The organism is Runella sp., from assembly GCF_027484545.1.
Lineage (GTDB): Bacteria > Bacteroidota > Bacteroidia > Cytophagales > Spirosomataceae > Runella.
Genome location: NZ_JAIXST010000050.1, coordinates 1 through 15,836 on the forward strand (window position 1 = coordinate 1; position 15,836 = coordinate 15,836).

At 41.8% G+C, this 15,836-nt stretch carries 16 protein-coding genes; 9 read left to right on the forward strand and 7 right to left on the reverse strand.

The features are described from left to right. Positions 1–100: 100 nt before the first annotated feature. Complete coding sequence (locus Q0081_RS04345; RefSeq protein WP_298349763.1) at positions 101–1,075, reverse strand: phosphatase; 975 nt, start codon at positions 1,073–1,075, stop codon at positions 101–103. A gap of 113 nt (positions 1,076–1,188) precedes the next feature. Here Q0081_RS04345 and rpsU point away from each other — a divergent pair, with 113 nt between their 5' ends. Continuing rightward, positions 1,189–1,383, forward strand: coding sequence for a 30S ribosomal protein S21 (rpsU, locus tag Q0081_RS04350; protein ID WP_298349765.1), 195 nt, complete (start codon positions 1,189–1,191; stop codon positions 1,381–1,383). Positions 1,384–1,447: 64 nt separating this feature from the next. Here the strand turns inward: rpsU and Q0081_RS04355 are convergent, their stop codons facing one another. From Q0081_RS04355 to rsfS, 3 genes are all read right to left on the reverse strand, one after another. Beyond that, positions 1,448–1,735, reverse strand: coding sequence for a YciI family protein (locus tag Q0081_RS04355; RefSeq protein ID WP_298349767.1), 288 nt, complete (start codon positions 1,733–1,735; stop codon positions 1,448–1,450). A gap of 177 nt (positions 1,736–1,912) precedes the next feature. Further along, positions 1,913–3,928, reverse strand: a complete 2,016-nt coding sequence (gene ftsH, locus Q0081_RS04360) for an ATP-dependent zinc metalloprotease FtsH (RefSeq protein ID WP_298349768.1) — start codon at positions 3,926–3,928, stop codon at positions 1,913–1,915. A 158-nt stretch (positions 3,929–4,086) separates the two neighbouring features. Next, positions 4,087–4,470, reverse strand: a complete 384-nt coding sequence (gene rsfS, locus Q0081_RS04365; protein ID WP_298349770.1) for a ribosome silencing factor — start codon at positions 4,468–4,470, stop codon at positions 4,087–4,089. 38 nt (positions 4,471–4,508) lie between these two features. On the opposite strand from rsfS, the gene Q0081_RS04370 reads away from it, so the two are divergent. Next, positions 4,509–5,267, forward strand: coding sequence for a biotin--[acetyl-CoA-carboxylase] ligase (locus Q0081_RS04370; protein ID WP_298349772.1), 759 nt, complete (start codon positions 4,509–4,511; stop codon positions 5,265–5,267). After that, positions 5,257–6,003: a gliding motility lipoprotein GldD gene (gene gldD, locus Q0081_RS04375; protein WP_298349774.1), complete on the forward strand. Its 747-nt coding sequence runs from the start codon at positions 5,257–5,259 to the stop codon at positions 6,001–6,003. The genes Q0081_RS04370 and gldD overlap by 11 nt, the downstream gene beginning before the upstream one ends. Positions 6,004–6,040: 37 nt before the next feature. On the opposite strand, the gene Q0081_RS04380 is transcribed toward gldD, so the two are convergent. Next, positions 6,041–6,736 carry a hypothetical protein gene (locus Q0081_RS04380; protein ID WP_298349776.1) on the reverse strand — a complete coding sequence of 232 codons (696 nt, stop codon included), beginning with the start codon at positions 6,734–6,736 and terminating at the stop codon, positions 6,041–6,043. Between the two features lie 39 nt (positions 6,737–6,775). Then, positions 6,776–7,651 carry a geranylgeranylglycerol-phosphate geranylgeranyltransferase gene (locus tag Q0081_RS04385; RefSeq protein WP_298349778.1) on the reverse strand — a complete coding sequence of 292 codons (876 nt, stop codon included), beginning with the start codon at positions 7,649–7,651 and terminating at the stop codon, positions 6,776–6,778. A 160-nt stretch (positions 7,652–7,811) separates the two neighbouring features. Here Q0081_RS04385 and bshA point away from each other — a divergent pair, with 160 nt between their 5' ends. From bshA to Q0081_RS04415, 6 genes are all read left to right on the forward strand, one after another. Next, the gene (gene bshA, locus Q0081_RS04390; RefSeq protein ID WP_298349780.1) at positions 7,812–8,972 is read left to right on the forward strand and encodes an N-acetyl-alpha-D-glucosaminyl L-malate synthase BshA; all 1,161 of its coding nucleotides are present in this window, start codon (positions 7,812–7,814) and stop codon (positions 8,970–8,972) included. Between the two features lie 24 nt (positions 8,973–8,996). Next, the gene (locus Q0081_RS04395) at positions 8,997–9,755 is read left to right on the forward strand and encodes a 5'-nucleotidase C-terminal domain-containing protein (RefSeq protein WP_298349782.1); all 759 of its coding nucleotides are present in this window, start codon (positions 8,997–8,999) and stop codon (positions 9,753–9,755) included. 104 nt (positions 9,756–9,859) lie between these two features. After that, a complete protein-coding gene (locus Q0081_RS04400) occupies positions 9,860–10,780 on the forward strand; it encodes a bifunctional UDP-sugar hydrolase/5'-nucleotidase (protein WP_298349784.1) in 921 nt (306 codons plus the stop codon). Positions 10,781–10,997: 217 nt separating this feature from the next. Further along, the gene (locus Q0081_RS04405; protein ID WP_298349785.1) at positions 10,998–12,443 is read left to right on the forward strand and encodes an arginine deiminase family protein; all 1,446 of its coding nucleotides are present in this window, start codon (positions 10,998–11,000) and stop codon (positions 12,441–12,443) included. Positions 12,444–12,546: 103 nt separating this feature from the next. Beyond that, positions 12,547–13,476, forward strand: coding sequence for a citrulline utilization hydrolase CtlX (gene ctlX, locus Q0081_RS04410; RefSeq protein WP_298349823.1), 930 nt, complete (start codon positions 12,547–12,549; stop codon positions 13,474–13,476). Between the two features lie 78 nt (positions 13,477–13,554). Beyond that, positions 13,555–14,883 carry a DEAD/DEAH box helicase gene (locus tag Q0081_RS04415; RefSeq protein ID WP_298349786.1) on the forward strand — a complete coding sequence of 443 codons (1,329 nt, stop codon included), beginning with the start codon at positions 13,555–13,557 and terminating at the stop codon, positions 14,881–14,883. 69 nt (positions 14,884–14,952) lie between these two features. Here the strand turns inward: Q0081_RS04415 and Q0081_RS04420 are convergent, their stop codons facing one another. Next, positions 14,953–15,792 (reverse strand): Rpn family recombination-promoting nuclease/putative transposase, encoded by an 840-nt coding sequence (locus Q0081_RS04420; protein WP_298349787.1) that lies wholly within the window; start codon positions 15,790–15,792, stop codon positions 14,953–14,955. Between the last annotated feature and the right edge of the window lie 44 nt (positions 15,793–15,836).

A 15,836-nucleotide genomic window follows, 5' to 3' on the forward strand; every position in this document is an offset into this window, starting at 1 on the left:
AGGTGTTCTGTTGTAGCTCCTTTAACAACATTAATTGTTCTTTTTCTAAGATTAATTCCATACCATACTAACGAAATCATACTCCCACTTTATTGCAAACCTAATTTAGTTCAGTATAACCGGTTGACGCTTCTTTTAGTACCCAAGCCATAATCCCTTCTTTCAGCGCAAACGTTGAGCAGCGAATTTGTCTAATATTCAGACTTTTCAGTACATGAGCAATTAGTACAGCGGCAGGCACAATCATATCTACCCGAAGTTCAATCATACCGGGAATCGTCATCCGTTCGTCGTGATTGAGAGAAGTGAAAAGTTCGTAGGCACGATAAAATTCTTCCAAAGGATAGTTAAAATCGGTTTTCTCAGGGTCGGGTAAATGACCGAGTCGGTGCATATAATCCATATCTACCAACGTATCAAATGAACCCGATGAACCGACGAGGGTTTGCGGTGCGTATTGGTGAGCCGCATTGACAAGTGGCAGTAACTGTTCCTGAAAGTAATTATTCATTCGTTGAATAGCCGAAGAAGAAATAGGGTCGGTATGAAGAAATTTTTCCAGTAATCGCTGCCCGCCGATTTCAAAACTTTGCTTCCAAAAAATACGGGTAGCGTGGCAAATGATAAATTCAACGCTTCCGCCGCCAATATCCATGATAAGCGAAGGGACCGTCCCCAAATTCAAGGCCCGACGCACTCCTTCATAAATCAGTTCGGCTTCGCGGTCTCCTGAAATAATTTCTATTACAATTCCCATCTCCTTTTCAATCGTTTTGCAAAACTCCGTTCCGTTTTTGGCATTTCTTATAGCACTGGTACCGAGTGCTATACTATTTTCCAAAGGAACCCTTTGTTCATCTATTTGCTGACGAAAGAAGTGAAGGACTTTTAAGGCGCGTTCAATGGCTTCTTCCGTAATAATTCCCTGATTAATCCCTGCCATAGCGATTTTGGCAGGGATTTGTTCTTTCACCAACGTGCGAATTGTATCGCTTTGTTTTTCAATAATTAACAAATGAAATGTATTGCTCCCGAGGTCAATAATGGCGTATCTACTGTTTATTGGCTTTTGCATGAAAGGCGGAAATGAATAAGCTGAAAGAAAAGTGCAAATAAAGTTGATTTTTTAAAAGCAGACCGTTATTTTTGCAGTCCGTTTTGTAAAAAAGATAAAAACACTAAAAAAATATGCTGCTCATCCAGATTAAAGAAAACGAATCAATTGACAAGGCGCTAAAGCGTTTCAAGAAAAAATTTGAAAAAACCGGAGTTTTAAAAGAATTGCGTTCGCGTTCGGCTTTTGAGAAAAAATCAGTGAAACGTCGTCAACAAGTGATTCATGCATCTTACGTACAGAAGATGCGCGAGAACGACGTAATTTAAGACGACTTCCCTTTCAAGATATATTTTAAGGCACTGCAATTCGTTGCAGTGCCTTTTTCTGCTTCTAAACAGCGGCCTGTCGAAAGGGCTTTGCATCTATCTTTTCCCATACCTTGCCCGTGACATAAGGGTCGTTTTGAAGCCATTGATTCATTTGGTCTTCTTCTTCGAAATCAACGACCATCATGGAGCCAATCATCTTTCCTTCGGGACTTAACAGTGCGCCACCCATTACAAAGTTACCGTTGGCTTTCAGTACTTTGGCACCCTCCAAATGGTTGGCACGAACCGACATTCTACGCTCCAACGCATCAGCGTCGGTATAATCGTAAGCATGAATCACAAATAACATAAATTGAAGTGTAAAGGTTAAAGTAAATGAAAGTGTAAAGGTAAGAAGCGAAAATTGAACCGCTTGCTTTTTTAATGCCCTTGTCTTCACGGACAAGCTACGTAGTTCAAATAAAAAAGGTTAGAAAATAAGGTTTTACCCGTTACTTTCTAACCTTTACTTATGGAATGCTATTCTTTATTTTGCCTCTTCAGAAGCTTCTTCTTTCACTTCTACCTTGGCTGGTTTTGCCTCTTCTTTGGATGCACCGTTGGTGTTGTTCATAAACTCCTGATAAGCCGTTTCTCTTTCAAAAGGTCTTTTGCCAATCAAGCGTTCCAAATCACTTTGGAATAGAATTTCTTTCAACAACAACTCTTTTGCGATTACTTCCAGAGCTTCTTTATGTTTAGAAAGCAATTCTACACAACGAACGTAGGCCAGCTCAATGATTTTCCGTACTTCTTCGTCAATCATTCGAGCCGTTTCTTCCGAGTAAGGCTTATTGAAAGAATATTCCGATTGTTTGGAGTCGTAGTACGACATGTTTCCAATCTTATCGTTCATACCGTACACGGTTACCATACTGTGGGCCAATTTGGTCACTCGTTCCAAATCACTCAAGGCACCAGTAGAGACTTTACCAAAAACAACGTCTTCTGCCGCACGTCCTCCTAAAGTCATGCACATTTCGTCCAAGAGCTGCTCAGAACGGTACAGATACTGCTCACGGGGGAGATACTGGGCATAGCCTAAAGCGGTCATTCCACGCGGTACAATTGTAACTTTTACCAATGGATCGGCGTGTTCCAAAAACCAACCGGCTACTGCGTGACCTGCCTCGTGGTAGGCTACAATTTTCTTCTCATCCGGAGAAATAATCTTATTTTTCTTTTCCAAACCACCAATTACACGGTCCATTGCATCTTGGAAGTCCTGCATGGTTACTTCCTCACGGTCACGGCGAGCAGCAATAAGAGCTGCTTCATTACAAACGTTGGCAATTTCAGCACCGGCAAAACCGGGGGTCTGAGCGGCGAGCTTTTTCGGGTCAACGTCAGTACCTAATTTAATAGGTTTCAAGTGCACTTTAAAAATGGCTTCACGGCCTATAATATCCGGTTTGTCCACTGAAATCTGACGGTCAAAACGACCCGGGCGGAGTAAGGCTGAATCCAATACATCGGGGCGGTTGGTAGCTGCCATGATGATAATTCCTGAATCAGTAGCAAAACCGTCCATTTCTACCAGCAAGGAGTTCAGCGTATTTTCTCGCTCGTCGTTAGCTCCGGGCATTCCGCTGCGTCCACGTGAACGACCAACGGCGTCAATTTCGTCAATGAATATAATACAAGGTGCTTTTTCTTTGGCTTGCTTAAATAAATCACGTACCCGAGCAGCACCTACCCCTACAAACATTTCAACAAAGTCTGAACCAGAAAGGGAGAAAAACGGCACACCCGCTTCACCTGCTACCGCTTTGGCAATAAGAGTTTTGCCCGTACCTGGAGGGCCTACCAATAGAGCGCCTTTCGGAATTTTTGCGCCTAATTTGGTGAATTTGGTCGGGCTTTTGAGATAATCAACGATTTCCATGATTTCCTCTTTGGCCTCTTCCAAACCGGCTACATCGCTAAAAGTAATTTTGACTTTATTTTCGGCATCAAACAGCGTAGCCTTTGAGCGACCTATGTTGAAGATTTGACCTCCGGGGCCACCACCACCGGTCATCCTGCCCAACAGGAAGTACATAGCTAAAATCATAATGATTAAAAAGCCCCACGTACTCAGGAAGCCTGTCCAGTCACTACGGCGATCAAAATCATAATCTATCGAATCGCTGTCAGGTTTAAGTTTCTGGAAATCATCTAAAAACTTATCGGCAGAAGTAATCTCAAACTGAAATTGGGCTCCGGCGTTGCCAAAATAAGGCTTGTCAGCAAACAGTGCGCGGTACTTAGGGTCTTCCAATGCTTTTGCGGTTAGCGTAACCTCTACAAATTCATTGTTGACGATAACTATATTTTGCACCTCATGTGCCTGCACCATTTTCTCAAATTTCTTTTGGGTAATGGGTCGTACTGCCGTATTACGACTAAAAAAAGTGATTCCCAAAATTGCTAATACCAACGCCGCGATGATCCACCCTTGGTAGCCGGTACGGCGTGGATTTCGGTTGTTGGAATTAAGCGGATTTCCATTGTTTTCGGACATGATTATTTTTCAATTTAATTATTGGATTCTGTGGTCATCGGTTAAAATCTGTATCCAATGCTTGGGTGGTTGTATCAGCATCTGTTTATTGAAAAACAAAACCAATTAATACCCGGGCCGATAACAGAACCAACACTATTTTTTTGGGTAATGTTCAATCAGGCAAATTCTTCCTCGACATAAGTCAATTTGGCATCTCCCCAGAGTTGTTCGAGTCCGTAGTATTCGCGGCGGTCTTTCTTGAAAACGTGGACTACAACGTCTACATAGTCAATTAAAATCCATTCTTTGGCTTCTTTCCCTTCGCGTTGCCATGGGTGTTCGGAGATAAGCTTGTACACTTCGGCCTCCACGGAGTCGGCAATGGCGTCGATTTGGGTATCGGAGTTACCTGTACAGATGACGAAGAAATCGGTAATTGCGTTTTTTATTTCGCGCAGGTCCATTACTACCACATCCATTGCCTTTTTTTCCTGCATTCCTTTTACTACTAATTGGCACAGTTGTTCTGAAGATATAGCGATTGATTTGCGTTGTTTCATGCGTAAGTTTTAAATTGCATCCTTAAAATTAAGAAATATTGTACAAAAGTAAGTCCGGAACCCTTTTTATTGGGAAAAAACTGATTTATCTGCCAACTTGTCAGTCCACTAACGACGAAGCGGCTGATTTGTTGCGTCTTGGCAAAGGCCTGGAAGGCACAGTTGTCATAACTGACTATCAGTCCGCAGGACGAGGACAACGAGGCAATCAATGGTTGGCACAGGCAGGCGAAAACTTTACTCTGTCGCTTATTCTGCGTCCGAATTTTCTTACAGCTGTCCAACAATTCCATCTCAATATAGCTGTTTCCGTTGGAATATACGAATTTTTTGCCTCATTTTTGAATGAACACCTGAAAATAAAATGGCCGAATGATCTTTTTTTCGGTGACCAAAAATTGGGAGGTGTTTTGATTGAAAATACCATTCAACGAGGTCGAATAGAGAGTTCAGTAATCGGAATGGGTTTGAATATCAATCAGATGGAGTTTGAGCATCCGCGAGCTACTTCATTGAGGAGGCTAATGTCAAAGACTTTTTCATTGGAAGAACTGTTGCCAGACTTATTGGCTTTGCTCGAAAAAAATTATCTTTTGCTTCGTAACGGACATTATGGACTGCTTAAAACCCGTTATTTACAAAATCTTTTTCGTTATCAGGAAAAATATGTTTTTGCCCGCAACGATGTACCTTTTGAGGGAATGATTATAGGAGTATCAGAAGCGGGACTTTTGGCAGTACAAATTGAAAATCGTTTAGAATATTTTGATTTTAAGGAAATTAGTTATGGATTTTGAATTAGAAGTCAGAAGTCAGAAATCAGTAGTGAAAAGTTGGGACTTAGAGGTAAGAAGTCGGAGGTATGAAGTCGGGAGTCAGATTCTACTGCCTGCCGTGCGATGGGTCGCTGCCTACTATAAACAGCTAACAGTAAACCGTAAACCACAAACTGTTTACTTTCTCCTGTTTACTTTCTCCTGTCTCCTGTTTACAGCCTGCTCTTCAACTGAACCCGATTATTTCCCCAAACCCAAAGGGTATCCGCGTATGGATTTGCCACCTCAGGAATACCAAACTATGAAAGATGTGCATCCATATTCATTTGAATATTCAAAAAGTGCCGTGCTTTTGCCTGATACGTTCAGCAAATCGGAACCCCATTGGATTTTTGTGGCGTATCCTTCCTTAAAAGCCAGTATTCAATTGACTTATAAGCCTGTACAGAATAATCCACAACGCCTTTCGGGGTTTATTAATGATGCCTACAAATTAGCGGGAAAACATCAGGTTCGGGCCACGGGGATTCGTGAACAGGTAATTAAAACCAAGTCTGGACGGACGGTGGTATTATTTGAGTTAGCGGGCGATGTTCCCAGTTATATTCAGTTTTTTACGACCGATACTACTACCCATTATCTGCGGGGAGCACTTTATTTTACAGTAGCCGATAAGCAGGACTCACTTCAGCCTGCCATCAATTACCTCAGAAAGGATGTAATGCACATGCTAAATACTCTGAAATGGAAGAAATAAGCCTCGGTTAACGTTTTAACTAAGGTTAAAAAATGTGTTAAAATAGCTTCGTCAGCAAGCTGTAACCCATGAGTTTGTCTTTGCGGTAAGTCTCTGTTTTAATATCCCAAAGTACTTCGGGCACACGGTAGCTAACCGTCTGAAAATCAAAAGAAAGGTTGATGACAGTCTTATTGCTGATGGTCATATCAGACGTCACTTTGTAGACATTAAAGGTGCCTGCGGGTACGGTCAGACTTTCCTGCCCCACTACTTTGCGGCTTTTTAGCGTCATTCCATAGGATATGTTCATGCCGCCGCCCATGGTGCCCTGACCATTCAGGGATGCATCTTTGAGCGTGGAACCCACCGTATAAATATCGCTGTAAATGAGGTCATTGGAAGTAAACGTCATTTGGGCATCTTTGAGCATAGGATTTTCCTGGCTTGCCATCATTGCCGTCATATCTATCATCAGTTCGTTGCCTTTGCAGCGGCATTGGTAGCTATTGGTCATTTGAGGTTTGTCTTTTGCATCAAAGGATTGTAGTTCCATTTTCATAACGGTGGCTCCGTTGTCGTTGGTTACTTCTTTGATGGTATATAAAATCTTACCAGTTGGTTTGTCTTTGGCGTTGTAATTGGTCATTTCAAAGCCCATTCCTGATTTGACGTTGACACCCATACACTTTTGAGCTTGGATGTAGGTACTCAAAAGTGAGAGTACGAATAAAAAGGAAATAAACCGTTTCATAGAAGAGTAAAATTTAGAGTAAGCGAAAAAAATCAACAATTAATATACGAGTAAAATCATGCTCATCATCCCGACCAGCATGATAATTTTACATAAACTACTTAACGCTCCAAATTCCCGTTTGGTATCAGCATAAACTAAACGATATACCAACCAACTAATCAACCCTAATAGTGCGAAAAAAAGCCAAGCCAATTGAGGGTTTTGTAGCCAGTGAGCTGCTAAAAATAAAGCTGGAATAAACAGCATAATCAATGCGTACAAAAATAATTTAGTACGGGGAATTCCCCACACAATGGGTAATGTACGACAACCGTGAGAGGCGTCGCCGCGTACATCTTCCATGTCTTTGATGATTTCTCGAATGAGCGAAATGCCAAAAGCAAACAAGGCATATAAACTTACCAATTCACGATTTTGAGGAAAATAAACGGCTAAAATAATAAGTGATAATGCTGTCAGTAGCGAAACGATAACATTACCAACAAAAGGCCTTTTTTTGAAAAATGAAGCATACAGCCACAGTAAAGTAACCGATAAAACGCTCACCAGAAATACCCATTTGCTCACATAAAGCCCAATGACACAGCCCAAAACATTAAAAACTTGGTGGGTGGTCATGGCGACACGGCGCTTGAGATACCTGCCGATAATGACGCGGTCAGGTTTGTTAATGAGGTCAATTTTTACATCAAAGTAATCATTGATAACATATCCCGCCGCCGCGATAAGTACGGTAGAGAGGGTAATTAAAAAAAGGGTGTTTTCTCCTAAAATTAACTTCCATTCGCTGACAGGGCCTATCAAAAAAATCCGTGTCATATATTGCGTTAAGGCAATCATGAGCAGGTTAGGCCAGCGGATGAGTCGCAAAAATCCTAAGACAATGTCTGGTATGGTAAGGCGTCGTTTCAATACAATGAGTTTGTTTGGGATAGACCTAAGTTATATGCAAAGCAAAGGATATTTTGGTTGCGTTTCGGGAGTTCACAAAATCTTTACACACAATACGGAGAAAAAGTAGGATTTTTTTTGTTGTCATTGAAAATCTGTCCATTTAACTCTCCATTTGCGAATGAAAATAGGTATTGTTTGTTATCCTACGTTTGGTGGTAGTGGCGTTGTCGCTACTGAATTGGGCAAAGCCCTCGCCGCCGTTGGCCATAAAGTACACTTTATCACTTACTCTCAGCCCACTCGTTTGGATTTTTTCAGCGATAATATTTATTACCACGAAGTTCATATTCCTAATTATCCACTATTTCAATATGCCCCTTACGAATCGGCCCTGTCGAGTTCGATGGTCAATGTGGTTAAAAATGAAAAATTAGACTTACTTCATGTCCATTACGCCATTCCGCACGCGTCAGCCGCTTATCTGGCCAAACAAATTTTACAATCGCAGGGAATTCATATTCCGATTATAACTACTCTTCACGGTACAGATATTACGTTGGTTGGCAAAGACCGTTCGTACGAACCGGTCATTACTTTCAGTATCAATCAGTCGGACGGTGTAACTTCCGTATCGGAGTTTCTGAAAAAAGCGACATATGATTATTTCCCAATAGCGAAAGAAATTGAGGTGATTCCGAATTTCATAGATTTAAGCCGTTTCAAGAAACAAAAGAAAGACCATTTCAAACTGGCGATTTGTCCCAATGGAGAAAAATTACTCGTTCATACTTCCAATTTCCGTAAAGTAAAACGTATTCAAGATATTGTTTTGATGTTCAACAAAGTCAAAAATCTCATTCCGAGCAAACTTTTGTTGGTAGGAGATGGCCCGGAGCGCAACGAAATCGAAAATATGTGCCGCGATTTGGATTTGATGCAGTGTGTTCGTTTTTTGGGTAACTTGGACGCGATTGAAGAAGTATTGTCGGTAGCAGATTTGTTTGTCATGCCTTCCGAGACCGAAAGTTTTGGATTGGCGGCTTTGGAAGCGATGGCCTGCGAAGTTCCGCTGATTACCTCCAACGCCGGCGGTTTGCCTGAATTGAATATTCAAGGCGTTACCGGTTTTATGAGTAATGTAGGTGATATTGATGACATGGTAAAAAATGCCGTATATATTCTTCAGGATGAAAATCTGTCGCGTTTCAAAGAAAACGCATTGGCAAGAGCGAAGGAATTTGATTTAGCCAATATTTTACCGCAGTACGAGTCTTTTTACGAACGCGTTGTCGCCGAAAGTCAGGAATCTTTGGAAAGAGAGCTGAAAGTGGTAGGATAAAGAGTTAAAAACAAACTGAAAACGATGAGAAAAATTTTATATTCGATAGCGCTGATTGCCCTTTCCCTTTCTTCCTGTACCCATTATTTTATCAGTAAACCCGGCACCTTGCGACTCGTAACGGTAAGTGATACCGTTTCTGCACCCGTAAGTGCCCTTTCCCAACAGATTGCTTCCTATCTCAAACCGTATCGTGACAGCCTGGATGCTCAGATGAATACTGTGCTGGTAAAGTCGCCGCGTAGGTTAAGCAAAGGAATACCCGAGTCGGAATTAGGGAATTTGATGGCGGATATTATGCGGGAAATGGGTCAGGAACGTTACGGTAAACCCGTGGACGTAGCGATTACTAATAACGGCGGAATTCGGACAGATTTTCCTGCCGGGAATATCACAATGGGCAACGTATTTGAAGTGATGCCTTTTGATAATGAGCTGGTAGCCATTACCCTTTCGGGAGAAACTATGAAAAAAGTCATCGATTATTTGGCGCAGCGCAAAGAGCCGCAATCGGGTTTGAAACTGGTAATTGACAAAGCTTCGAACAAACCAACCGAAGTACTCATTGGCGGAAAGCCGTTGGATTTGCAAGGCACGTATACGCTCATTACCAGCGATTACATGGCCATAAGCAGTGACATGGCAGCCATTGTAAAAGACAATAAAGGCTTCCAAATCCTTCGTTACCTGATGCGCGATTCCATTGCTGATTACCTGCGTCGCAAAGGGCAACAAAATCAGGAAATTGCTCCTAAAAAAGACGGTCGGACTGTCGTACACTAAGAAACTTTTACAGGATTTTAAACCCGGTTTTGGCGTAACGCATAGCCGCCTTATAATTCAATACTATCGAACACAAGCAGACCCTTTCAGGGTGACAAACTAAGATGCAAAGAAGACTATTTCTCAAAAATATAATGGGTGTAAGCGGCGCAGTAGCACTGGGACAATGGCCGCTGGAAAGCTGGGCAGAGACCAATGCTACGAGCCTAAAAATCACCATTCTCCATACCAACGATCAACACAGCCGTTTGGAGCCGTTTCCAAAAACGGACCGATTGGCAGGGCGCGGCGGCGTGGTGAATAGAGCACGAATTTTAACTAAAATCAGGTCGGAAGAGCCCAATATCCTGCTTTTTGACGCGGGTGATATTTTTCAGGGAACTCCCTATTTTAATTTCTACAAAGGCCGTCCTGAAATTGAATTGATGACCCAAATGGGCTACGATGCCGTTACGATGGGAAACCACGATTTCGACGGGGGGATTGATTTGTACGTAAAACAAATCAAAGACTATGCTAAATTTCCGGTGTTAGTGGCCAACTATGACTTTACCAATACCGCCATGCAGGGATTGGGGCAGCCGTACAAGATTTTTAACATACACGGCGTGAAAATTGGTGTATTTGGATTGGGCATTAACCCACAGGGACTCATCCCCGAAAAGCTGTTTGGCGGAATCAAATACCTTGATCCGATTAAAGTAGCCAACGAAACGGCTGCTTTTCTGCGCAATGAGAAAAAATGCACCTTAGTCGTCTGCCTTTCTCACTTGGGCTACAAAATGACCGGCGACGAAGTCTCAGATTTGATCATGGCACCTCAGACCAAAGACATTGATTTGATCATCGGAGGACACACTCATACGTTTTTGGACACCCCTACGGTATTGAAAAATCAAGCTGGAAAGCAGATTCTGGTCAATCAGGCCGGTTGGGGCGGAGCAAGTCTCGGACGTTTAGATTTTACCTTTGACCGTGTTTCGAAGCAAGTATATTACGCAAGTCAGGCGGTGTCCGTTCAGTAAATTGTCAACTGTTGAAATGATTTTTAAATGCTCTTTTTTAGGGAAATTTTTTTCTAAAAAAGAGCATTTAAAGTTGTTTTGATTCATTGATTATTTATTTTGAGTCAAAATTGTATTTTGCGAAAAACAAAAATAAACCTTCATCATTATCTGTATCCATTGCTTTCCACTCAGCGTTTTGAATAGCGATTGACAGATATTAACTACCGATTTTTTTATGAATCCTGAAAATCAGTTTAAAGTCTCTTCAGAAGTTGGTACACTTCGCAAACTCCTCATTCACAGTCCTGACCGAGGATTGGGGAAAGTAGTTCCTTCCAAAGCGCAGGACTGGCTGTTTGAAGACATTGTGCATTTGGATACCATGCGCCGCGAGGAATACGATTATTACGTTAAGATTTTACTGTATTTTCTTGACCCTGAGAAAATTAAAGGAAAACTAAAAGACATTGATGCGGATACGTCCCGTGCTTTTTATAAACCCGACAGCCCTACGTATTTCAACTCTGATAAAGTGATTGATATTCAAAAGCTTTTGGCGGAGATTTTGGAAGATGATTCGGTACGTACCAAATTGATTGCGTCTATTTGTGCGGTAGAAAGATGTTCGTTCAAAATTCAGCAAAAATTGAAAGAATATCATTCGGTAGAATTAGCCAAAATCCTGATTTCGGGCTCGTTGCCTGATAAACACATGATTTTTGCGCCGTTGCCTAATTTTATCTTTACGCGAGACATTGGAATTGTCATCAATGACTATGTTTTGCTCAATAAGCCTGCCAAAACAGCGCGTACCCGTGAGTCGCTTTTGACCCAATACATTTTCTTTTACCACCCAAAATTTGAACAACAGCGCAACAACATCATCGAAATTCCCGACAACGAACACCATTTTTTGTTGACGGACGATGAACTGAAAAGTGATTATCACCGCTCTACGCTCGAAGGCGGAGATGTGATGATGGTGGCGCCGCGCCACTTGTTGATTGGGTGCAGCGAGCGCACCACGCTTTACGCCGCACAACAGGTAATGAAAGTGTTGTTTGAGCGAAATGTAGTGGATACCATTACGGTGGTGAAAATTCCCAAAAAGCGCGATTATATGCACATTGATACGGTTTTTACGCAGGTAAAACGCAATATGTGGGTACTGTTGGGTTCCATTGCAAGGCAGGGTGACGAAGCAAAAAAACGTGATGTGCTGCATTTTTTTGCCCCCAAAGAAGACCCCGACCGCCTGCAAATCATGCAGTTTAATAAAGGTTGGGAAAACAAACCTACCGAAATCGAGAACTTGGAAGACTTGCTGACCGACATCAGCAAAAACGACTTGGGTTGCAGTGACCCGGTGCAGTTTATTTATTCGGGAAACAATGAATTTCCGTTTGGTGCCCGCGAGCAATGGACGGATTCCTGCAACTTATTGGCGCTGAAAGATGGAGTGGTAATAGGTTATGACCGCAATGATAAAACCTTAGAAGCGTTCCGTACGGCAGGTTTTCGGACAATTCGCGCCAAAGATTTGTTGGATGAATTTGAGGCAGGAATTTCATCACCCGATACGCTTACGAATACGTTTATTATGTTGCCTTCGGCTGAGCTTTCACGGGCACGAGGAGGTTCTCACTGCATGAGTCTGCCTATTTTCCGTGACAGTTTTTAGTTTTAATTCCTTAGTTTTATCATTAACTTTAGGGTAAAATCAGTTTGAAGTTTCTAATATGTTTTCCTAATAAATCAGTAAAAAAGTGGAAATAACGCATAAAATGCAGCCGCAGGCTACGTCGCATATTTTGATGATTCGTCCGGTGCGATTTGGTTTCAATGAAGAAACAGCAGAAAGCAATGCCTTTCAGGATGCGGAAATAGCTGCTAAGACCAAAGACGTGGCTCAAGAAGACGCTTTGGAACAATTTGACAACATGGTAGCGCATCTCAAAGCTGCCGGTGTGGATGTGATGGTCTATGAAGATACGGAAGAGCCTCACACGCCGGATTCTATATTTCCGAATAATTGGATTTCTTTTCACCAAAGCGGTAAGATTGTTTTGTATCCGATGCAGGCAGTCAATCGCCGGTTGGAGCGTCGGATGGATATTATTGAAGATCTCAAGAGTAATTTTCAGGTGGAGCAAATCATTGATTTGACACACTTTGAAAAGGAAGGAAACTACTTGGAAGGCACAGGCAGTATGGTGCTCGACCGTCGTTATAAAATTGCTTATGCCTGTTTGTCGCCTCGTACCAATGCCGAGGTATTGGACGCTTTTGTTGAAGCTACGGGTTATAAAGTAGTGAAGTTTAATGCGACTGATGCCGCCGGAAAAGACGTGTATCACACCAATGTGGTGATGTGCATGGGAGACTCTTTTGCCGTGGTGTGTTTGCAATCCATCAATGACCTCGACGAGCGATTGATGGTGCGTGACGAACTCGAAAAAACGGGCAAGCAAGTCATTGAAATCACGTTGGAACAAATGAATAGTTTTGCGGGTAATATGCTGTTGGTCAATAACAAACGCGGTGAAAAACTATTGGTTATGTCCACGCAGGCGTTTGAATCACTTACCCATAAACAGCGCGACGAAATCGACGACTACGCAGCATTGGTACACTTCGATTTGTCGATTATTGAAGGCAACGGCGGCGGCTCGGCACGCTGCATGATGGCCGAAGTCCATTTGCCTGAGAAATAAGTAAGTAGTCCACAGTTTACAGTCCACAGTTGGCAGTCCACATTAAATACTGCACCCCTATATTTTACACTTTCCAGTATGACTTTTGACGAATTAAATCTGAATAAATCACTTTTAAATGCCTTAGACGACTTAGGCTACACCACCCCCACCACCATTCAGCAAAAGGTGTTTTCGGTGGTGATGTCTGGCAAAGACGTCTACGGAATCGCCCAAACGGGTACGGGAAAAACCCTCGCTTATCTTTTGCCCTGTTTGCGCCAATTTCAATTCTCAAAAGAGAAGATTCCTCAATTGGTTATCATTGTACCCACGCGTGAATTGGTGGTTCAGGTCGTAGAATCGGCTAAAAAACTGACCAAGTACATGAATTTACTGGTTGTTGGGGTGTATGGAGGTGTCAACCTAAAACCGCAGGTGGCCGAAGTGTCAAATGGGGTAGATATTTTGGTGGCTACGCCGGGACGTTTGGTTGATTTGTTGGCGAGTGGAGTGGTAAAGCCCAAAGCCATAAAAAAATTCGTTATTGACGAAGCGGATGAAATGCTGAATCTGGGTTTTCGGGCGCAGCTGAAACTCATTTTGGATACGTTGCCCGTTAAACGGCAGAACCTGCTATTCTCGGCTACCATTACCGATGAAGTGGAGGAGTTAATGCAAACCTACTTTAACCACCCCGTAAAAGTAGAAGCCACGCCCGCAGGTACTCCGTTGGAAAATATTTACCAAATGGCCTATGACGTTCCTAATTTTAATACAAAAGTAAACTTATTAGAGCTTTTGCTGGGACACGACCCCGACATGGTCAAAGTACTGGTTTTTGTCGCTACCAAGCACTTAGCTGATTTAGTGTATGAACAATTGGGCCGTGAGTTTGGCGAACAATTGGGTGTTATTCACTCTAATAAAGCCCAAACGCAGCGTTTTGAAGCCGTCAACCGATTTGAAAGCGGGGAATGTCGGGTTCTGATTGCCACCGATATTATTGCCCGGGGATTGGATGTGGTAGAGGTGTCGCACGTTATCAATTTCGATATGCCCGAACATCCCGAAACTTATATTCACCGCATTGGAAGAACAGGACGCGTGGATAAAAAAGGAATTGCCATCAGTTTTATTACAGAAAATGAAAAAGAGCAACAGGAAGCGATTGAAAACCTGATGCAACAACCCATTCCAGTACGGCCTTTGCCCAAACATCTAGAAATTTCGGATGAACTCATCAGCGAAGAAATTCCGAGAAGCTACCTGAAAATTCCCGAAGTAAAAATCATCAAAAGTGAGACCTTCGGCGGAGCGTTTCACGTAAAATCTGAAAAGAATCAAAAAGTCAATGTTCGGCGCAATCACGCCGAAGAAATGATGAAAAAGTACGGAAAGCCTATTCGGAAATCAAGGAAGAAATAGCGAGTTCTTAGTGTGCAGAAATTGGGAAAATCAGAAGTTTAAAAGCGGTAAATTAAATGAGTAACTTTACTAAAGCAATTCAATTTTTTCTTTGGGCAAACCTGTCATTTCAATTATAAACTCAATTTCCATTCCTTTCTGTTTTAATTTTTTAGCCACCGATATAATGCCTTCGTCGAAAGCGGTTTCAATGACGCCTTTGAGGTCTCGGTAAGTTTTTAAACTGTTTTCGTAACTGTCTAATTCAGCTTGTCCAAATTTTGCAAGTTCTGCTTTTTCAAAGGCTTTTGTGAAAATTTCGTCTGTAAAAATGGATGGTATTGTTTGGAAATCTTCCAAATATTTAATGAAAAATAACCACTTGTCCAATCTCGTATTTAATTCATTTTCTGTCTGCTTGAAATTGAGCATTTCAAGATAAATGTACGTTAATTTGTCATAAAAAACCTTGCCATTGTGGTTTTTGAGTTTAATGGTATGTACTACTCCACTCTGTTCAGGCTCATTTTTGTAATCTTCAAAAGTGAAATCCAAAATACCGATACAATAAACGGCCTTTAGATTATACCGAGGGGTCGGACCCTTCCATTCCCCTTTTTCGGCCTGTTCTCTTATTGGAAAAGTTGAATAGTAGATGGTTCTTTCTTTAAAATAATTTTGCTTAGCTTTCTGAAGTTCAACTATGAATTTCTCGCCAATTTCATTCTCATAATAAATCTCATAAATAGCTTTTCTGTCAGTATCCGTTTGCCCAAGTTGTTCTAAATTCTTAAAAGTTAAATCAATGATTTTGTTAGATTGAGGCAACAGGGCATTTAAAAAGTCAATCAATAGGGGCTTACTTGCTTCTTCTCCAAAGATTTTTTTGAATCCAAAGTCTGTAAAAGGGTTTATGTATTTTGCCTTCATTTCAAATGCCTCCTATGTATGTTATTGGCAAATTTACACATCTT